At 37.0% G+C, this 19,593-nt stretch carries 17 protein-coding genes, 1 pseudogene and 1 riboswitch; of the genes and pseudogenes, 10 read left to right on the top strand and 8 right to left on the bottom strand.

What is annotated here, in order from left to right:
* The 4 genes from U473_RS09400 (at position 1) to U473_RS14625 (ending at position 4,294) form a co-directional block, all read left to right on the top strand.
* A complete protein-coding gene (locus U473_RS09400; RefSeq protein ID WP_068725656.1) occupies positions 1-696 on the top strand; it encodes a response regulator transcription factor in 696 nt (231 codons plus the stop codon).
* On the top strand, positions 683-2,449 hold the full coding sequence (locus U473_RS09395; protein ID WP_068725653.1) for an ATP-binding protein: 1,767 nt from the start codon (positions 683-685) through the stop codon (positions 2,447-2,449). The genes U473_RS09400 and U473_RS09395 overlap by 14 nt, the downstream gene beginning before the upstream one ends.
* A gap of 223 nt (positions 2,450-2,672) precedes the next feature.
* The gene (locus U473_RS09390; protein WP_068725651.1) at positions 2,673-4,154 is read left to right on the top strand and encodes a sodium-dependent transporter; all 1,482 of its coding nucleotides are present in this window, start codon (positions 2,673-2,675) and stop codon (positions 4,152-4,154) included.
* Complete coding sequence (locus U473_RS14625) at positions 4,154-4,294, top strand: MetS family NSS transporter small subunit (protein ID WP_153012036.1); 141 nt, start codon at positions 4,154-4,156, stop codon at positions 4,292-4,294. Before U473_RS09390 ends, U473_RS14625 begins: the two co-directional genes overlap by 1 nt.
* A 76-nt stretch (positions 4,295-4,370) precedes the next feature.
* On the opposite strand, the gene metH is transcribed toward U473_RS14625, so the two are convergent.
* A complete protein-coding gene (gene metH / locus U473_RS09385) occupies positions 4,371-7,826 on the bottom strand; it encodes a methionine synthase (protein ID WP_068725649.1) in 3,456 nt (1,151 codons plus the stop codon).
* Positions 7,827-7,939: 113 nt separating this feature from the next.
* A riboswitch (SAM riboswitch) is annotated at positions 7,940-8,041 on the bottom strand.
* Between the two features lie 191 nt (positions 8,042-8,232).
* On the bottom strand, positions 8,233-9,219 hold the full coding sequence (locus tag U473_RS09380) for a M23 family metallopeptidase (RefSeq protein ID WP_068725647.1): 987 nt from the start codon (positions 9,217-9,219) through the stop codon (positions 8,233-8,235).
* 71 nt (positions 9,220-9,290) lie between these two features.
* Here U473_RS09380 and larC2 point away from each other — a divergent pair, with 71 nt between their 5' ends.
* Positions 9,291-9,836 carry a nickel pincer cofactor biosynthesis protein LarC2 gene (gene larC2, locus U473_RS09375; RefSeq protein WP_321164182.1) on the top strand — a complete coding sequence of 182 codons (546 nt, stop codon included), beginning with the start codon at positions 9,291-9,293 and terminating at the stop codon, positions 9,834-9,836.
* Positions 9,837-9,886: 50 nt separating this feature from the next.
* Here larC2 and larC read toward each other — a convergent pair.
* The 3 genes and pseudogenes from larC to U473_RS09355 form a co-directional block, all read right to left on the bottom strand.
* Positions 9,887-10,674, bottom strand: a pseudogene (gene larC, locus U473_RS14315) (nickel pincer cofactor biosynthesis protein LarC).
* 47 nt (positions 10,675-10,721) lie between these two features.
* Positions 10,722-11,492: a nickel pincer cofactor biosynthesis protein LarB gene (larB, locus tag U473_RS09360; protein WP_201024177.1), complete on the bottom strand. Its 771-nt coding sequence runs from the start codon at positions 11,490-11,492 to the stop codon at positions 10,722-10,724.
* A 119-nt stretch (positions 11,493-11,611) separates the two neighbouring features.
* Positions 11,612-12,811: an ornithine cyclodeaminase, nickel-pincer nucleotide-dependent gene (locus U473_RS09355; RefSeq protein ID WP_068725635.1), complete on the bottom strand. Its 1,200-nt coding sequence runs from the start codon at positions 12,809-12,811 to the stop codon at positions 11,612-11,614.
* Between the two features lie 194 nt (positions 12,812-13,005).
* On the opposite strand from U473_RS09355, the gene U473_RS09350 reads away from it, so the two are divergent.
* The 4 genes from U473_RS09350 (at position 13,006) to U473_RS09335 (ending at position 16,873) form a co-directional block, all read left to right on the top strand.
* A complete protein-coding gene (locus U473_RS09350) occupies positions 13,006-13,968 on the top strand; it encodes a metal ABC transporter substrate-binding protein (RefSeq protein WP_068725633.1) in 963 nt (320 codons plus the stop codon).
* Complete coding sequence (locus U473_RS09345) at positions 13,969-14,694, top strand: metal ABC transporter ATP-binding protein (protein WP_235589096.1); 726 nt, start codon at positions 13,969-13,971, stop codon at positions 14,692-14,694.
* Between the two features lie 44 nt (positions 14,695-14,738).
* Positions 14,739-15,554: a metal ABC transporter permease gene (locus U473_RS09340; protein ID WP_068725631.1), complete on the top strand. Its 816-nt coding sequence runs from the start codon at positions 14,739-14,741 to the stop codon at positions 15,552-15,554.
* A gap of 110 nt (positions 15,555-15,664) precedes the next feature.
* Positions 15,665-16,873 (top strand): MFS transporter, encoded by a 1,209-nt coding sequence (locus U473_RS09335; RefSeq protein WP_068725629.1) that lies wholly within the window; start codon positions 15,665-15,667, stop codon positions 16,871-16,873.
* On the opposite strand, the gene U473_RS09330 is transcribed toward U473_RS09335, so the two are convergent.
* From U473_RS09330 to U473_RS09320, 3 genes are all read right to left on the bottom strand, one after another.
* A complete protein-coding gene (locus U473_RS09330) occupies positions 16,811-17,446 on the bottom strand; it encodes a hypothetical protein (protein WP_068725627.1) in 636 nt (211 codons plus the stop codon). The two genes, U473_RS09335 and U473_RS09330, sit on opposite strands and share 63 nt — an antisense overlap.
* Before the next feature lie 187 nt (positions 17,447-17,633).
* A complete protein-coding gene (locus U473_RS09325) occupies positions 17,634-18,125 on the bottom strand; it encodes a DUF3501 family protein (protein WP_068725625.1) in 492 nt (163 codons plus the stop codon).
* Between the two features lie 204 nt (positions 18,126-18,329).
* Positions 18,330-18,755, bottom strand: coding sequence for a rubrerythrin family protein (locus U473_RS09320; protein WP_235589095.1), 426 nt, complete (start codon positions 18,753-18,755; stop codon positions 18,330-18,332).
* A 167-nt stretch (positions 18,756-18,922) separates the two neighbouring features.
* Between U473_RS09320 and U473_RS09315 the strand changes: the two genes are divergently transcribed.
* Positions 18,923-19,225 carry a YutD family protein gene (locus tag U473_RS09315; RefSeq protein ID WP_068725622.1) on the top strand — a complete coding sequence of 101 codons (303 nt, stop codon included), beginning with the start codon at positions 18,923-18,925 and terminating at the stop codon, positions 19,223-19,225.
* Positions 19,226-19,593 lie beyond the last annotated feature (368 nt).

Raw genomic sequence — 19,593 nt, 5'->3', positions numbered from 1 at the left:
ATGGTTCAATTTCAAGACAAGAAGATCTTAATTGTTGATGATGAACCACAAATGCGAGAATTATTAAGAGCATACCTAGAAAAGTCACATTTCATCGTGGAGGAAGCAAACAACGGTCAAGACGCATTAGATAAACTTTCGGTTTCTGAATTTGATTGTATTGTGTTAGATGTGATGATGCCTGAAATGGATGGGTTAATGACTTGTTTAGAAATTCGAAAGAGTTCAGAAGTCCCAATTATTATGTTAACAGCTAGAGGAGATGAGCTAGACCGTGTTCACGGATTAGAGCTTGGTGCCGATGATTACATCGTGAAGCCTTTTAGTCCTAGGGAATTAGTGGCAAGAATCAAAGCACTTTTAAGGAGGTCACAAGTGACCAATAAGTCTGAGAGTGAACCACTGATGAAATCTTTTGGAGCCATTTCAATTGATGAAAAAGCTAGAAGAGTGAAGGTTCAAGAAAAAGAACTAGTTCTTACACCTAAAGAATATGATCTGTTACTCTTTTTAACGAAAAATCAAAATCAGGTGTGGACAAGGGAACAAATTTTAGAACATGTCTGGGGTTATGATTTTTATGGAAGCTTAAGAACCGTAGATACCCATATCAAAACTTTAAGGATGAAACTAGGGGATCTTTCAAATTACATCTCTACCATATGGGGGGTAGGTTATAAGTTTGAGATATACTAAATTAAGATTAGACCTTAGTTCAAAACTATGGATTACATTGATTATTGCATTCTTGATTAGTAGCTTATTTAATTATTGGACCACTCTTTACCTCTACAGACATCTCTATGTTGAACAGACAGAAAAATACTTAGCAGAAAAGGGAAAGAAGATTGTTAGCAGGTATACAGGAGGGGAAATCAGTCAGTCATTTAAGGAAAAAGTAAATGATATTAACTCATTAACCAACGAAGAAATCGTGATTACCGATAATCCTGCAGACTTGGGGGCTTGCCTTCCTGTTGATAGTGAGCATGCAGAACCACTTGTTTCTTATGAACAGAGAGAAAAGTTATCACAGGGTGAAGTGATCACGATTATTGGTGAACATGCACGGTTTAAAAGAGATATTATTGCCGTGGCTGTTCCTTTAATCGATCCTGAGATAAATCAGTTGGTAGGTGCTGTTTTTCTTTATATGCCACTAGCAACAGTGACTGAAGCCGTTGCAGAAATACGATTTTTACTATTTCTTTTCCTTGTCAGTTTTTTCTTTCTAGGGATTATCATGGGAAAATTCATTACCAGTACAATGACAAAACCACTGCGAGAAATGGAATCTGTAGCCAAAAAAATGATGGATGGGGATTTTGAAGCTAAAATACAAGTCTATACAGAAGATGAGATTGGTAGACTTGGGAGAACCTTTAACCATCTATCTGATTCGCTAAAGAAAACGATTAGTTTATTATCAAAAGAGAAAAAACAACTCTCACAAATCTTAGATGGAATCAGTGATAGTGTTCTAACGATCCACAAAAATGAAGGATTTGTCCTACTAAATAATCCGTCAAAGAATCTTTTACGAAAATTAGGTTTGAAAAAGGAAGAATTTATCCATTTACCAGAGATTAAAGCTTATATCGAAAGGGTTAAACAAGAAAAGGATATTGTTACAGGTGAATTTGAACTACATGATAAGACCTATTTCTTATATTTAAGCCCGTTAATCGAAGATCAGGAGTTATGGGGGATTATCCTGGTAATTCATGATGTAACTGCGGAAAGAAAGCGGGAAAACGATACAAGAGAGTTTCTAGCCATTGTGTCTCATGAATTAAGAACCCCTTTAAGCTATGTTCGAGGTTATACGGAAGCTATCATAGATGGGGTGGCTGATTCAAAAGAAACACAAGCAAAATATTTAGAAACGATTCATAACGAAACTTGTCGTATGGAACGGTTGGTTAATGATCTACTAGACTTGGCACAATTAGAAAAAAGCACCTACCCCATGTATCTAGAAGAAATACGCCTTGATCATATTGTTAACCAAGTGGTTGAAAGGTATCTACCAGCTTATATGCAAAAAGGAGTTGCCTTACAAAAGCATTATAGTAAACCGATGTGGATGATTGGGGATGAGGATCGAATCATTCAAATTCTAGTCAATTTACTAGATAATGCATTAAGACATACGAAGTCAGGTGGAAAAGTTACTGTTGAAATTTATCCTTATTATGATGACATCGTCTTACAAGTAAGTGATACAGGCGAAGGAATGGAGAAAGAACAGCTTGCTAGAATCGGTGAAAAGTTCTTTAGAGTGGATAAAGCAAGAAGTAGAAAAAGTGGTGGAACAGGGTTAGGACTAGCTATTGTAAAACAAATCATAGAAAGATTACATGGTAGATTAGAAGTAGAAAGTACTGTCGATGTAGGAACCACATTTCGAATCTATTTTCCGTCAATATCTAGGTCCAATCATGAGTAAACATGGTTGGATTTTTCTTTATTTTAATGCGACCCCACAAAAGTAATCGGATTTTACTTCGAAAGAAGTTGTCACTTTGGTGGGTTATATTGAAAGTATAAATGTAAGCGTTTCTATATGAAAAATATATTTTTTTTAAAAATTTGCTCTTTTCTTTATCACACAAGTGCTGTAATATATAAAACATATAAAAGTTATACAAACTTCAAAGGAGGTCATTCACATGGGTAAAAGAGAACAATGGGGAAGCAGGGCAGGATTTATCCTGGCAGCCATTGGTTCCGCAGTTGGATTAGGTAATATTTGGCGTTTCCCCTATGTAGCATATGCAAATGGAGGTGGCGCATTTCTAATACCATACTTTTTCGCACTTCTAACAGCAGGTATTCCGATCCTTATTCTTGAGTTCGGTATTGGCCATAAATTTAAAGGGTCTGCACCATTATCATTTCGTAGAATCTTGAAGAATTCTGAATGGCTTGGCTGGTGGCAGGTACTTATTTCTTTTGTAATTATGACCTATTATGTTGCGATCATTGCGTGGAGTGCAAGTTATACATGGTTTGCCCTAGGGTTAAAATGGGGTGAGGATACTGAGTCTTTTTTATTTTCAGAATATTTAAACATATCAGAAGGAGTTTGGCATACTGGAGGAATTCAGTGGCACATTTTCTTCGTTCTATTAGTAGTCTGGGCAGTTATTTTCTTTATATTATATCGAGGTGTTAAAGCAGGGATTGAACGTATTTCCAAATTTTTAATGCCATTATTATTGATTATCATGATTATATTTACAATCCGTGGGGTAACATTACCTGGTGCAACAGAAGGTTTAAATGTCTTATTAACCCCAGATTTTAGCAAGATTTTTGATGGTGATACTTGGATTGCTGCGTACGGGCAAATCTTCTTTAGTCTAAGTATTGCTTTTGCAATTATGATTACGTATTCTAGTTATTTACCTGAGAAAGCAGAGATCAACAATAGTGCTTTCATTACTGGTCTATCCAATAGTGGCTTTGAATTTTTAGCTGCATTAGGTGTGTTTGGGGTACTTGGTTTTATGGCTACATCAAGTGGTGTGCCTGTACAGGATGTTGCAAAAGCAGGCGTAGGGTTAGCTTTCGTTGTTTTCCCACAAATTATTAACCAATTGCCTGCTATGAACGAATTGATGGGTGTCTTGTTCTTTGGTGCATTAGTGATTGCCGGATTAACTTCAGCGATCTCCATTCTAGAGGTAGTTGTTGCGGCAGTGATGGATAAATTCTCCTTAAGTAGAAAACAGGCAGTTGTTGCTTCTACTGCTGTAACCTTTTTGCTTAGTCTCTTTTATGTTACCGGTGGTGGTTTATATTACTTAGATATTGTAGACCACTTTATCAATTCCTTTGGTATTGCTTTAGCAGGATTAGTTGAGGTTATTCTCCTTGGCTGGTTCTTCAAGGTTTCAACGATTCGTGAGCATAATAACCCGCTTTCCGATTTTGCAATTGGTAGCTGGTGGGATATTATGATCCGTTTTGTCACACCAATTGTGTTAGGAGTCATGATGGTTCTAAACTTTAAAACGGAATTTACTGAACTATATGGAGGATATACATTAAATAGTCTAATCGTATTTGGTTGGGGAGTTGCGATTGCTGCAATTGTGTTAGGAGTCATGATGAAACTCATTCCAGGTTATAAAAGGGAGGAATTCTAATGAGCACAGGTGCAATCTTTATGTTTATCTTTGGAGCTACTCTTCTTTGGGGAGGTTTAGGGGTTGCCTTATTAGTCGCCATCTCTAAATCAAAAAAATCCTCAAGCCAAACAGGACAAAATGCGGTAAGTCATCAGTAGAATTTTTGGATGTTAGATTAAATAGGAAAACCTCACTAAGTTCTAGTGAGGTTTTTTGTGTAGATAAGGATAATGATTAAGATTTAACAGCGGTAAAATATCTGGCTTCGGGATGAGCGAAGACCATTGCTGAAACAGAAGCCTCTGGTTCCATCATAAAGCCATCTGTTAAGTGGATGCCAATGTCCTCAGGATTTAGTAAGGCAAACAATTTCTTTTGGTCCTCAAGGTTAGGACAAGCTGGATAGCCAAATGAAACCCGAATTCCTTGATATTTGGCGGCGAACCGCTCTACCATAGTCATTTCTGAAGGATCCGGGAAGCCCCAGATGTCTCTCATCATGTGATGTATTCTTTCTGCAAAAGCCTCGGCCAATTCTAAGGCAGTTGCTTGCAAGAGGTGAGAACGTAAATAATCTCCTTTTTCTCGCCACTCTGAAGCTAGATCGATAATCCCTTGACCAGTGGTTACTATTAAGAATCCAACAGAATCCATCACACCACTTTCTACAGGTCGAAGGAAATCAGCTAGGCATAAATAGGGTTCCTCTTGCTGTCTTGGGAATGAAAAACGCTGAATCACTTTTGAATAATCTTTTGGATCGTAAACAAGAATGTCATTTTCTTGCGACTGAGCAGGGAAGAACTGATACATTCCATTTGCTTTTATGAAGTTTTTATTTTTTGCTTCCGTTAGTAGCTGTTCGACCGCTGTTTTTAGCTCGAAAGCTTTAGCATCACCATGAGCAAGAAGTTGCTCAATATTTCCTTTGATCCCTAAATGTTTTCCGAGTAGCATCCTCATATTTAAATAAGGATACAAAAAATCAATTGGATAATTCCGCAAAATATGACGATCGAAGTCTGGCGGTTGAAAAACAGGTACGTTTTGACTGGTTGATGAACGCTTGATACTTTTATTGGTCAAGACTGAATCATTTATTATATTGTCAGTATGACCCATATCAGCAGTTGTTTGGCGCTGTTTTCGTAATTCAGCAATAAGTTCGTTTTTATAGGCTTCATCACTAATCTGGTTTAAGATATTTAACCCATCCATTGCATCCTTTGCATAGAAAACAAGTCCATCATATTCATTTGCAATTTTGTTTTCAGTGAATTTTCTTGTTAATGCAGCTCCTCCTACTAGAAGGGGAACATCAATCCCAGCGGTTTTTAGATCCTGAGCAGTGATGGCCATTTGTTGTGCTGATTTAACAAGGAGTCCAGATAAGCCAATGGCATCAGGTTTTTCCTGTTTAAAAGCAGCCACTAATTGTTCGGGAGGTACTTTAATTCCAAGGTTAATTACTTCGTAACCATTATTGGATAAAATAATTTCTACAAGGTTTTTCCCAATATCGTGGACATCCCCTTTTACAGTAGCAAGTAGAATTTTTCCTTTTTGTGTAGAATCGTTTTTTTCCATATAAGGCTCTAAGAAGGAAACGGCCGTTTTCATCACTTCAGCACTTTGTAATACTTCGGCAACAATTAATTCATTGTCATTAAATAGTTGCCCAACACGTTGCATTCCTTTCATCAAAGGGCCGTTGATAATGTCTAAAGGAGTATACCGGCTAAGGGCTTCTTTTAAGTCATCAATCAGGCCGTCTTTTGATCCTTCCACGATATAGTTACTTAACCGTTCTTCCAATGGATACCTGATACTAGTTTCTTCCTTGATCACTTTTTTATTGCGATAAAAATCAGCAAATTGAGCAAGGGTTTGTTTATTTGTGTTAAAAATCAATTGTTCAGCTAATTGTCTTTCTTCCTCTGGAATGGAAGCATAGCGTTGAAGCTTTTGTGTATTCACAATAGCATAATCTAGGCCGGCACGTGTTGTATGGTAAAGAAAAACAGCATTTAATACTTCACGACCAGCAGGGGGTAACCCAAAGGAAACGTTACTAATGCCAAGAATGGTTTGACATTCAGGAAAAGCTTCCTTGATTTGTTGAATTCCCTTAATCGTTTCTTTTGCAGATCCAATATATGCTTCGTCACCTGTTCCTATTGGAAAGACTAATGGGTCAAAAATAATGTCTTGAGGATTTACTCCATATTGATGAACAAGCAAATCATAAGAACGTTTAGCTATTTCTAATTTTCTTTCACTCGTAACAGCCATTCCCTTTTCATCAATCGTTCCAACAACAACGGCTGCACCATATTGTAAAATGAGTGGGACGATCTCCTGAAAACGTCTTTCGCCATCTTCTAAATTGATTGAATTGATGATGGCTTTTCCTTGAGAATATTTTAGAGCAAGCTCAATTACCTTTGAATCGGTTGAATCAATCATAAACGGTACTTTGACTTTATTGACTACATATTGTAGGAACTGCTCCATGTCGAAATACTCATCACGGTCAGGATTGGCCAAACAGATGTCGATCACTTGTGCGCCGCCTTTTACCTGAGCACGGGCAATCTCAGAGGCTTCTTCATACTTACCGTCTGCAATCAGGTCTCGAAATTTCTTAGAACCGATCACATTCGTTCGTTCTCCTACAAAGAGGGGACGATTTTCTTTTTCTAAAAAAACTGGCTCAATTCCTGACACGGCAGGGAGATGTTCCTTTTGAAATCGTCTAGGTTTAAATTCTTTTAATGTTTCTGAAAGAGCTTTGATATGATCTGGTGTAGTGCCACAGCATCCACCTGCAACGTTTAACCAACCTTGTTTTGCAAATTGCGACATCTTCTCAGCTAAGGCTTTGGGAGACTCGTGGTAATGACCATCTTCATCTGGTAATCCGGCATTAGGATAACAACTAACTGCACTTGTAGCTAATTGCGAGAGGGAACGGAGATGATCACGCATGAATTCAGGCCCTGTTGCACAGTTTAGTCCTACGGAAATGGGCTTCAAATGTTCTAAGGAGATGTAGAAAGCTTCAATATTTTGACCTGCAAGAGTGGTACCCATCGGTTCAATCGTGCCTGAAATCATAACAGGTAATTCTACTTTACATTCTGCAAAAGCTTTTTGAATTCCTATTCCAGCCGCTTTCACATTAAGTGTATCTTGTGCAGTTTCTAACAAAAGTAAATCTACACCACCGATGATTAATCCTTTTGCTTGTTGATAATATGAATCCGATAATTGATCAAATGTAATCCCACCTGTAACAGAAAGGGTTTTGGTTGTTGGCCCCATGGAGCCAGCGACAAAGCGTGGCCATTCGGGGGTAGAAACTTGATCAACAGCTTCTTTTGCAATCTTTGCTGCAGCAAGATTGATTTCTTCAGTTCGGTCTTCAAGTCCATATTCTGCTAATACAACTGGGGTAGCTCCAAAAGTATTCGTTTCAATGATGTCTGCTCCTGCTTCTAAATAAGTAAGATGGATATGTTTAATTAGATCTGGACGGATTAGATTTAAAATTTCATTGCAACCTTCGTATTGATCTCCACCAAAGTCTTTGGCAGTTAATTGAGCATTTTGTAGCATTGTACCCATTGCACCATCAAGAATGAGGATTTTTTGCTCCATTTGTTGTTTTAAACGATCTATTTTGTTCATTGTTTCTCCCTCCTCATAATATGGAGATGTATACATATAATATACATTCCCTAGGAATCTTATAATGAAAAAACCCTCACCAAAATAGGAGAGGGCTACGTGTATTCACGATTCTCCTATCTTCCAGAAAAATTCTGCTGGAATTAGCACCATGGTCATTCGACCGGTTGCTGTGGTTTCGTAGGGCCAGATCCCTCCACCACTCTGGATAGAAGTGAAGTATGCTTTTGTTATTTCTTCTAGTTTGTACGAGAATCAGCAAATTGTCAAGAGCAAAAAGAGCTACCTCTTATTATTTAAGTTTGTATATTCCATAAGTAGCGACTTTTGGGAGTGTATTTCTTACCTTATTATTCATTAAAAGAAATACACGGACAACGGAGCACGTTGGAATATACAAACTTTTTTATTTTCTTTTTCTTTCCCAAACACGTAAATAAGGGGTAGGGTCAAATGCCCACTCATGACGGCCATTATATTTATACATACCAAAATGTAAATGAGGGGGGAATTTTCCTTGCGTACCTGGAGAGCCATAACCAGAACTTCCAACATATCCGATGACATCACCTGGTTTGACAATATCTCCTTCTTTTAATCCTTTTTTAAACCCTGTTAAATGAGCGTAGTAATAATAAATATTGTTTGTATCTCTTATTCCAACACGCCACCCCCCATATTTATTCCAGCCTAGGACTTCAACATACCCATAAGAAACACTTCGTACTGCTGCACCATAAGAAGCGAAGATGTCAGTCCCTTCGTGTATTCTTCGCCCTCCCCAGCCTCTTGTATCTCCCCATGTACTTCGATAGGAGTAACTGTTCCATTTGGGAATTGGGAAAACCCGTTCTGCTAATTGAAGGGTATTAAAGGTTTTGTAGATGAGAGCGATTTCATCAATGATTTTGGCTGGTAACTCGCTTTGATAATAATCCATTAAAGCATTCTTGAGGCTATCTTTTGTCGTCCCATACCGACTTAGATAATTTAAAAAAGCAACAAGAACATCAGCATCATTATTTCGATCAGCTAAACCATCCCCATCCCCATCTACACCAAAACCATTAAAAAACTGAATTCGCATTGGATTTTGATCTTCGGGATTTGGATTGAGAAAACCGGCCCATTTTTCTTTTGAAAAATAGATGCTGATTAGACCTTTTTTTATAGGAAGATCCTGCCTGACAGGTTGAATATTTCTTTCATACTGATCAATGGCTGCAATATAGTACCATGGGATTTGATAAATATTATCCATGGTTTTATATAGCTCCATTCTCGTTTGAAACAGATCGTCTTGTTCTCCTTTAGCTAAACTCTGTATAGGAATCGTTGAAACTAAGCTGATAATTATTAAAGTGCATATTAATCGTTTGTTTAACAGTCTCATTTCCATCTCTCCAAAATCATCTTTAGTTCAATTCATTTAAATAGTTTTTAAAAAAGTTTCCTTTTCTATGTATAAAGGAAAATGGTAAAATTGACCTGAAATTTATCTCGAAAAATATAGTAAGGGAGATCATGAAGAATATGAAAAATAATCTAAATGAACATATTGATAAACAAATGGTAAAGATAGAGGTTTCCCTTGATGACATGAATCCAGAATTTTATGGATATATCATGGAACAATTATTTAGTATGGGTGTAAATGATGTATATATTGTACAAGTGATCATGAAGAAAAATCGTCCTGGACAAGTTCTTCATATATTATGTAGAGAGGAAATTCGAGAAAAGGTGATGGATTTTCTTTTTCTTGAAACCACCACTCTAGGCATCAGGTATACTCCCTATACAGTTCATCGTTTAGAAAGAACATTTATAGAGGTGGAAACAGAGTGGGGGAAATGTACAGTGAAGATCGGGAAACGAGAAGGCAAAATTGTTCAAATAGCCCCTGAGTATGAAGATTGTGTACGGTTAGCAAAAGAACATCAGGTTCCAATTAAATGGGTCTATGATCTGGTAAAGGAAAAAGGATATCAGTGGGCAAAAGAACAATAAGAGCTACTCGATTAATCTTCGAGTAGCCCTATAAAGGTACAACAAATCGATTATCGAATTGGCATTGTCAAAGGATTATGATGATCATGATGATGTTCATGGTGTTGGTGTTCATGTTCATGTGCCATTGTAAATTGGGGTTCTGTGGCGTATAGTTCATTTGTTGTCCCAACAACTGCACGTAAAACATTGGGCCGATCTTCAAAATCCTTTGTTCCAGCCCCATATCCGATTGTTTCAACTGTCATCGAAGGATAACCATGAAAACCTGAACCTAGGGCAGCTACAATTCCTGCTCCAGTTGGTGTGGTCATTTCAAAGGGAACATGAGAAGAACGAATGGGAATCCCTTTTAATATTTCTAATGTTGCGGGAGTAGGTATTGGATAAATCCCATGTTCAATTTTAATTTGGCCTGAACCCAAAGGAATAGGAGAAGTATAGATTAGGTCAATACCTAAATCCTCAAGAGCTAAGCTTACGCCAATAATATCGACAATAGAATCAACTGCACCCACTTCATGAAAATGGACTTTTTCTATAGGAAGATGATGAATCTTTCCTTCAGCAATAGCAATTTTTTCGAATATTTTTTTGATTTTTCCTTTACACGTTCTGGTAATTCCGACTCCTCAATCATCTGTATAATATCGATGTAATGGCGATGATGAATAGCTTCTGTATGGGGATCGATGACTACATCAAGTTTTAATGCAGTAACTCCTTTTTTGACGACCTTTTGGTATTGTAAATTAAAAGGATTAACTGGTAATTTTTTTAATTCCATTTCAATATAGGAAGGATTTGCCCCTGCATCAATAAGAGCTGCAAGAGCCATATCGCCACTAATTCCAGAAAAAGTATCAAAGTATAAAATTTTCATCGTCATTCTCCTTTAAAGGATGGATCCATCCATTTATTAATCAGCCCTGCTTGATAACCTGCCCCAAAGCCATTGTCAATGTTAACTACGGAGATACCACTGGCACAAGAATTTAACATCCCTAACAAGGCAGATAACCCTTTGAAATTAGCACCGTATCCTACACTAGTCGGGACCGCGATCACAGGTTTATCAACTAAACCACCGACAACACTGGGAAGAGCGCCTTCCATACCTGCCACTACAATGATCACATTGGCCTTTCGAATCAAATCGATTTTATCAATTAAGCGGTGCAAACCTGCGACACCAACATCGCAAATGAGTTTCGTTTCATTTCCCATCGCTTGGGCAGTTACTGCAGCTTCTTCTGCAACAGGAAGATCAGATGTACCAGCACAAACCACCACTATATAACCAGGGTGTTTTTCTTCTGACTTACGATTCCATAGAATGGTTCTAGCTATTTCATTATATTCAACGCTGGGAAATTTCCATAGGATTTGTTCTGCCATTTCCTTTGTTACTCTTGTTGCTAGAACGACTTTATTCTTTGTAATCAATCGTTCAAAAATCACTAATACTTGTTCTGTCGATTTTCCTTCCGCGTAGATCACTTCTGGAAATCCTGTCCTTTTTGCTCGATGAAGATCTAGATTTGCAAAACCTAGTTCTTCATAGTTTTTTAATTTTGCTTTTGCTTCAGCGACAGAGAGTCTTCCCTGTTGAACTTGTAGTAAAAGTGATGTTAATGAGTCTTTTTTTTCCATCATCATTCCACCTAAAAGTAGGATTGTAGTCTAACTTGTAACTTTAGTTGCGCTCGATGTTTAATTACTGAGTAATTTGAGTAAGATGGGTAAGAGATAATCAGTGATTATTCGTGTGAATGTTAAAGTTGTTGGTTTAATAGGGTTAAGAATAATCCAACATCGGTAACAACCCCTTTTGCCTGGGCAGAGCCACGGTCTACTAATTTGGCGACGACGGCAGGGTTAATGTCTACACACACCGTTTTTACCCAACTAGGCAACATATTGCCTGTTCCAATCGAATGCAACATGGTAGATAGCATAATCACCATTTCCGCATCCTTTACCATATCGGCGTAAGCTTCTTGTGCTTTAATAAGATCCATGATGGTATCAGGAAGAGGCCCATCGTCGCGGATCGAACCGGCCAAAACAAAGGGCACTTGATGGTTCACTAATTCATACATAATACCGCTTTTGATCGTACCATCTTGTACAGCCTGACTTATACTTCCTGATTTATTTACAGCATTGATGGCTCGCATGTGGTTTTTATGGCCGCCTTTAACCACTTTACCTGTATCTAAATCGACACCTAAGGAGGTGCCGAACAAATCTCGCTCAATATCGTGGACGGCGAGGGCATTTCCTGATAACAAACCAGAAATGTACCCTTTACGAATCATATCTTGAAAGGCATCCATTCCACCTGTATGAATAACGACAGGGCCAGCAACAACAACGATTTTACCATTATTTGCTTTAATCGCTTTCATTTCTTCAGCTAGTTTCTTTACAACCAGTTCAACGCGACGTTCCGAGCTAACGTCGTTAATCATAAAAGCGAATTCGTGTTCATCTGAGCCATTCTTTTCTTGCAAAATACGGACACCTTCAGAACCACATACAATGAGATCGCCTTTTTTTACATCGCGTAACTTTGTACAGAACACTTCGTCATTTTTTACAACTAAAACGGCATCCATACGCTGATTTTGCGCCTTGATCCATTTACCTTCTAGGAATATTTCTGTGGGATGATTCGTAGTGGAATAGAAATCATCAGGTACAGTTTTATCTTTTTCGCTAGGCTTAAGTTTGGCATGAACCTCAGTTGTGGGAATTGTTACACCTAAGTTGGTTAATTCGTTTAATATTAAATTAAAGCCTTCTTCACTGATCTCAATGGCTATTTTTGCAGATGATAAATCATCAACTGCTTTTCCTACAATCAGTTCGAGAACCCGATAGGTACCATTATATTGGACACAAGAAGCATCAATTCGTTTTAAAATATCGTCACGAATAATGTGCCCTTTAATTTGAAGCATTTTTTCCATGAATGTTCCCCCTTGCCTGGTTAAATTCTATATGAATAGTGTATACATAAATTCAGAATCGTTCAAATTATTGTATCATAGAAAGTTGAAAAATAGTTTAAATCCAAATCATTACGATTTACATATTTAATGAAACATATTATAATGGGATATGTTAAATAAGAATGATTACGATTTATGAAAGGGGATAAATCATGAAAAAGTTATTTGTGGCTTTGATGATATTGGTATTTATTTTATCATTTGTTGGCTGTGCCAATGTAAATAAAAATCAAGAGAATAATCAAAATCAGGGTGTTGATCAAGATCAAAAGGTTACAGTTTATACGAGTTTTTATGTTCTTGCTGATTTTGCTAAAAAAATAGGGGGAGACCATGTAGAGGTTACAAATCTCATTCCTCCTGGGGTAGAACCTCATGATTTTGAATTAACGCCAAAACAAATCGCCCAATTAAATCAAGCAGATCTATTTGTTTATAATGGTGGGGGATTTGAACCATGGTTAGGGAATCTAGTGGATGATATAAAAGAAAAAGTTGAAGTTGTCGATTCTACGAAGCAGATCGAATTTCTTACGACTGAAGATGAGCATACAGATGAACAGGGACAAAAAAATGAACATGGAAAGGGTTTAGATCCACATGTTTGGCTGAATCCAGTCAATGCAATTTCTCAAGCAGAACAAATAAAAGAGGCATTGGTTAAAATTGACTCTGATCACCAAGCAGAGTATGAAGGCAATTTTCAGCAATTAAAACAAGCTTTGCTCGATTTGGATCAAGCTTATCAACACACCTTGGAAAAAACACCTAGCAAGGATATCTTTGTTTCTCATGCGGCTTTTGGATACCTTGCTGAACGCTATGGTTTAAATCAAGTTTCTATTGCTGGATTATCTACTTCGGATGAGCCAAGCCCAAAAGAAATGGCGAATATTATAAAGAAAGCAAAAGAACTTAACATCAAATACATCTTATTTGAACCATTGGTTGAATCAAAATATGCTAAAACGATTATGGCTGAAATCGGTGCTCAAAGGTTAGAATTAAATCCATTAGAAGGATTAACGAAGGATGAACTAGAACGTGGTGAAGATTATTTATCGATCATGAAGAAAAATCTTGAGGTGTTAAAGATTGCTTTGGGAGTGAAATAGATGAATGAACCAATCATTGAAGTAAAAGAGCTTTCTTTTCGATATGGTGAGCAACATGTTTTAAAACATGTCAATTTGAAAGTGATGGAAGGCGATTTTGTTGGGTTAGTAGGGCCTAATGGTTCAGGAAAATCTACCTTATTAAAAATCATCTTAGGTTTATTAGAACCTACATCTGGTGAAGTCAAATTATTCGGTATGCCGATTAAAACGTTTAAAGATTGGCCAAAAATTGGCTATGTTTCCCAAAAGGCCAATAGTTTTAACAGAGGATTTCCTGCAACTGTGGAAGAAATCGTTGAAACAGGTCTGTATGGAAAAGTTGGCTTATTTAAAAGGTTAACGAGGCAAGATAAAAATAAAGTAATGGAAGCTTTAGAACAAGTTGGTTTAGAAGAGTATGCAAAACGAAATATCGCCAAATTATCTGGCGGACAGCAACAAAGAGTATTTATTGCCAGGGCAATCGTAAGTGAACCCAAAATATTAATTCTAGACGAACCAACAGTTGGAGTGGATACAGAGTCTGTGCAAAAGTTTTATCAATTGATGGGAAAACTGAATAGGGAACTAGGAATGACTTTAATGTTAGTTTCTCATGATATAGGGATGGTAACGGAGAAAGTGACGAAGTTGGCCTGTTTAAATAAAAAATTATTTTTCCATGGAACGCCCCATGAGTTTGAAATGCAACGAGGAATATTGGAAAAAAACTTATGGTTCTGAAATGAGTCTTGTCACTCATCACCACCATATGAAGGAGTAGAGAGATGTTAGAAATATTACAGTATGATTTTATGCAACGGGCTTTTTTAGCTGGAATTTTAATTGGTGTGATCAGTCCGGTGATTGGTGTATTTATCGTGCTACGAAGATTATCTTTAATTGGAGATACCTTATCTCACGTTACACTAGCAGGGGTAGCAGCCGGGATTTTAGGTGGGATTTATCCTGTTTTATCAGGTATGATTTTTGCGGTGTTGGCTGCATTAGGAATTGAAAAGTTACGTAAATTATACCGTTCCTATGAAGAATTGGCGATTCCGATTATGCTATCGACTGGAATCGGACTGGCAGTTGTGCTCATTAGCTTAGTAAGTGGTACAAATGTTGATCTATTTGGTTATTTATTTGGGAGTGTAATGGCTGTTTCAGGAAAAGACCTATTTACGATAGCTATTGTTGGATTTATTATACTATTAGCGATCTATTTCTTTTTTAAAGAATTATTCTATCTCTCGTTTGATGAGGAAGCTGCAAGACTAAGTGGGATACCTCATCGTTTTATCAATACGATTTTTATTATTCTTGTGGCCTTGACGATTTCCTTATCGATGAGGGTCGTGGGGATATTATTGGTTTCTTCATTGATGACGATACCAGTCGCTGCAAGTTTGCAAATAGCTAATAGTTTTAGAAAAGCGTTAATGTATGCCGTTATTTTTTCCTTGTTATCTGTGATTATCGGAATCTTGTTCTCGTATTTTTTTAATTTGGCTACTGGGGGAACGATTGTCTTAACCAGTGTACTAATTTTGATCCTAGTCATTGCAGGAAAACGATTTTACTTCGGTAAACATAGTTAAAGCAGGGTTAAGGAACGGAAATCGAGAGCCTATTTTGAAATATAGTTTGAAGTATAGTTAATTTGAGAAAAGAAAGAAACAAGAGAGTATACGAGAGGGGAAACTGTGAAATGGAAACAGCCACATCGGTACAAACTAAGAGGCTTTTAGCGAGTAATCGGGTTCCTTTATTGATCATTAGCTTAGGTCATATGCTTAACGATTTAATGACGTCAGTACTACCGGCTTTAATTCCTATTTTAATCATTGAGTTTGATCTATCTTATACACAATCTGGACTCATTATTATGGTAGCAAATGTTACTTCTTCGTTGGTTCAACCCGTTTTTGGTTACCTTTCTGATCGTAAACCGTTATTATGGTTATTGCCACTAGGGGTGTTCTTCACCGGTCTAGGCTTGTCAGGTATTGCCGTTGCCCCATCCTATGTCTGGCTGTTATTCTTTGTTGGATTAAGTGGTCTTGGTTCAGCTGCCTTTCATCCTGAGGCAAGTCGTGGAGCCCATTTGGCTGCAGGTAAAGGGAAAGGACTAGCACAATCGATTTTCCAAGTAGGTGGCAATGGTGGACAGGCATTGGGTCCGTTAATGATCCCATTGTTTTTATCCACGATGGGGGTAAAAGGGACACCATTCTTTTTAATTCCAGCTGTGTTAGCGGCCTACTTACTATGGATTTTAAGACCTTGGATGAAAGAAAAACGCATAAGTCAACAACGATCAGTAAAAGAAATAAAGGGTAAAGACCAACCTTTATTCTTGCTTCTACTTGTTTTTGTTGTGACGATGCGGTCTTGGATTACAATCGGGGTCACGACCTTTCTTCCATTATACTATATCAATGTATCGAAAATGACGATTGACCAAGCAAGTGTTTATACCTTTATCTTTTTATTGTTTGGTGCTTTAGGAACCTTAGCTGGAGGGCCAATCGCTGACTATCTAGGCAAAAAGACCGTGGTTAACGCTTCATTGCTGCTTGCGATTCCATTCCTTTTTCTCTTACCGTACGTAGAAGGAATCATCGCCATGGTTGTAGTTGGCTTTTTAGGTTTTATCTTATTTTCCTCCTTTGCCGTAACCGTGGTCTTTGGGCAAGAGCTTATTCCAGGAAAAGTAGGGATGGCTTCAGGATTAATGATTGGCTTTGCGATTGGTGCAGCTGGGATTGGAGCGACCGCATTAGGATATTTTGTCGACCATGCTGCATCTTCGGAAAGTGGATTAACCTTTGTTTTAAAACTCTTAAGTTGGATTTTAGTTGTTTCTGGATTGATTAGTTTGACCTTGCCAAATGATAAGAAAATGGCGAATCAGTAGTAAAATAATCCCTAATACGATGATATCCCCTCTGTTGCTTAAGTTGCCAATCTTCCCATTTCCTAAAAACTTTAATTTGTTTGTCTGGATAATATCCTTAGGTGATATTTGGTAGATTGGTTTATCAAAAGATACGACATGACTTGTTTGCAGCATATAGGCAATAAATTCCGAGCAAGTAAAGGTGTATTTTTTTCGTTTATTCACATGTTTCCATAGTATAGGGAACATAAATCCAAGTGCTCCTTTAATATGATAAGAAGTTACATCAGGGTTATTTTTAAAGTAGTAAATCAGTTTCGCTATTTTTTTATATTGTTGATTTGTAACCTTCACTCGATACAACCAATAGGGCAAGTTCTTTTGATATTGATCTATTTGTTCCACAATAAAACCATTTTGGTAGGATAATCTTCTATTTTTTATTCTGATTTTCAAATTATAGCTATAAAGCTCAGTCAGTTTGGAATCTAGGGCAAGAATGGAATGGACATAAGGAGCTTTAGTCACCATTTTTATGATCCATGACATCGGGTCATAACCGCCTAAAAACAGGATATAGATGGTTTTCATGCAAACCAAGCCTTCCCTAATCATTTTGTTCGTACAATATATGTATTCGATTTTTTTTAGAAGGACTGGTATGATGGCCTATAAAGTGCTTTTAAACTTAGATTTTACTAAAAAATAAAATCATCCAACTAATTGGAAAGCGCCAACTAGTTGGATGACACTACTGCTTGGTAAAAGAAAAATCTTTCTATTGATTTGCAAGTTGCTTTTGTAATTCTGCAACTAATTCTTTAGATAAGGTTGTCTCTCTTTGATAGTTGGCATGATTTACTCTTAAGGTGACCTTGTCTGTATTTAAGAAGGCTTGTTTTTGACTATCGGAAAATGGGAAGTGGAGATAATGTACAGATTGCGTATATTTCTCATCATCCTCATCTTCTGCATCTGGTTCGTAGGAAGTAATGACGTGAGAATCAAAAACAAGTTCAACTGCTTTTTCAATGCCAACAATGGTTTTGTTAAATTCTCTAAGTTCTTGTTGATTTGGTATTTCAATGAATAAGGTCATGGTTAATTCATTTGGCTCAGGAAGAAGGTCATTATATACATCTAACATTTCCTCAATGTAAGTATCGTTTGTGATTTGTTCTGCTCGGATCATTTCCTGAATTTGATAAAATACGGTCAGTTTTGATTCAAATAAACCTGTCATTCGATCACTGATCGAAACCCTTCTCATTTTTTTTCAGCGATCACTTCTTTTAAAAATTTTTCGTGTAAATTTACGTATTGTGCATATGGAATTAAATCGGCTTTCGTTAGCTTTGCCATCAAGATACCTCCTATACTTTTCACTTTGTCATATAAAAGAATGGACTAGGTTAATTAGCCCTAGTCCTCACTTCTAAGTATACATGAATAGGATAAGTATTTATAATAGAAATTAGTCGTTTAAACGATCAAGAATTTTCTTGAATGTGTTAGCATGTGCTTTTTCAGATTTTGACATTACTTCAAACCATTCTGCAATTTCGTCAAAACCTTCTTCACGAGCAACTTTTGCAAATCCTGGATACATTTCACTGAATTCATATTCTTCACCGGCAATTGCAGATTTTAAGTTATCTGCAGTTGTTCCTACTGGAAGATCAGTTACAGGGTCGCCACCACCATATTTCAAGATCATGTCGAAATGACCGAAAGCGTGAGATGTTTCACCATCAGCAATACGTTGGAAAGAGGAAGAAACATCAGCTAATCCTTCAACATCTGCTCTTTTTGAGAAGTATAGGTAACGGCGATTTGCTTGAGATTCACCAGCAAATGCAGCTTTTAAGTTTTCAAGAGTTTTCGTATTTTTTAGTTCCATTATTATCACCCTTTTTATATATTTTTATTTACAAAGTAATTTTAGTCAAATTTTAGAGTAGTGTCAACAAGTGAAGTGTAATCTTTTCCATGATTAGAAATCTAACAATTTGTAATATTTTATGCTACAATAAATGAGAAGTTAAACAACAGGAGTCGATAAAAGATATGATACACATGTTTGGCCATACATTCGAATTAGTTGTGAATCATAAAGATGGTTGGAACGCGGAAGCTTTTCGTGATCGTTACAGTGAAGTACTTGATAAATATGATTATATTGTAGGGGATTGGGGTTATAACCAATTGCGCCTTAAAGGGTTTTATGGAGAGAACCCTCGGGTATCCCATGAGATGAAAATCGAATCATTTGAAGAGTATCTATTTGAATATTGTAATTTTGGTTGTGCCTATTTTATTCTCAAAAAGACAAAAAATGGGGAGCACGAGCAAAAGGAATCAAAAAAGTGAGTTTGTCGTTCGACAACTCACTTTTTTAAAGATTAAGAAAGTAAAAGTTTCCTCCACTTGTCATTTAAGGGTTTGTATATTCCATAAGCTGTGACATAGCGTGACTAGCAGCTTTAGCTGTGTAGCACGACTTGTACACTTTGTGTGCCTTCAGAAGTGCCTTTCTCTCCTTAATCTTTATTCATAGAAGGGCACGGATGACGGAGCGCGATGGAATATACAAACTTATTTTAATGTTTTATGGAATTTTAACTTCCCTCCGAAAGAAGTCTCCCACTTCTAAACGTGAAGGTGTGCCAGCACCAGTGAAAGTGGGAGATGAATTTCGGTTAGGCGTAGCGTAAAGTTGTCTTTTTTTGTTATGATAT

Source organism: Tepidibacillus decaturensis, assembly GCF_001561915.1.
Taxonomy (GTDB): Bacteria; Bacillota; Bacilli; order Tepidibacillales; family Tepidibacillaceae; genus Tepidibacillus_B; species Tepidibacillus_B infernus.
The sequence above is the reverse complement of the archived record's forward strand: the minus strand, read 5'-3'. Positions and strand labels throughout refer to the sequence as shown.

Coding starts and splice junctions, on each gene's coding strand:
- U473_RS09400 (WP_068725656.1), top strand. CDS start 1: ATGGTTCAATTTCAAGACAAGAAGATCTTAATTGTTGATGATGAACCA.
- U473_RS09390 (WP_068725651.1), top strand. CDS start 2,673: ATGGGTAAAAGAGAACAATGGGGAAGCAGGGCAGGATTTATCCTGGCA.
- U473_RS14625 (WP_153012036.1), top strand. CDS start 4,154: ATGAGCACAGGTGCAATCTTTATGTTTATCTTTGGAGCTACTCTTCTT.
- metH (WP_068725649.1), bottom strand. CDS start 7,826: ATGAACAAAATAGATCGTTTAAAACAACAAATGGAGCAAAAAATCCTC.
- U473_RS09380 (WP_068725647.1), bottom strand. CDS start 9,219: ATGAGACTGTTAAACAAACGATTAATATGCACTTTAATAATTATCAGC.
- larB (WP_201024177.1), bottom strand. CDS start 11,492: ATGATGGAAAAAAAAGACTCATTAACATCACTTTTACTACAAGTTCAA.
- U473_RS09355 (WP_068725635.1), bottom strand. CDS start 12,811: ATGGAAAAAATGCTTCAAATTAAAGGGCACATTATTCGTGACGATATT.
- U473_RS09350 (WP_068725633.1), top strand. CDS start 13,006: ATGAAAAAGTTATTTGTGGCTTTGATGATATTGGTATTTATTTTATCA.
- U473_RS09345 (WP_235589096.1), top strand. CDS start 13,969: ATGAATGAACCAATCATTGAAGTAAAAGAGCTTTCTTTTCGATATGGT.
- U473_RS09340 (WP_068725631.1), top strand. CDS start 14,739: ATGTTAGAAATATTACAGTATGATTTTATGCAACGGGCTTTTTTAGCT.
- U473_RS09335 (WP_068725629.1), top strand. CDS start 15,665: ATGGAAACAGCCACATCGGTACAAACTAAGAGGCTTTTAGCGAGTAAT.
- U473_RS09330 (WP_068725627.1), bottom strand. CDS start 17,446: ATGAAAACCATCTATATCCTGTTTTTAGGCGGTTATGACCCGATGTCA.
- U473_RS09325 (WP_068725625.1), bottom strand. CDS start 18,125: ATGAGAAGGGTTTCGATCAGTGATCGAATGACAGGTTTATTTGAATCA.
- U473_RS09320 (WP_235589095.1), bottom strand. CDS start 18,755: ATGGAACTAAAAAATACGAAAACTCTTGAAAACTTAAAAGCTGCATTT.
- U473_RS09315 (WP_068725622.1), top strand. CDS start 18,923: ATGATACACATGTTTGGCCATACATTCGAATTAGTTGTGAATCATAAA.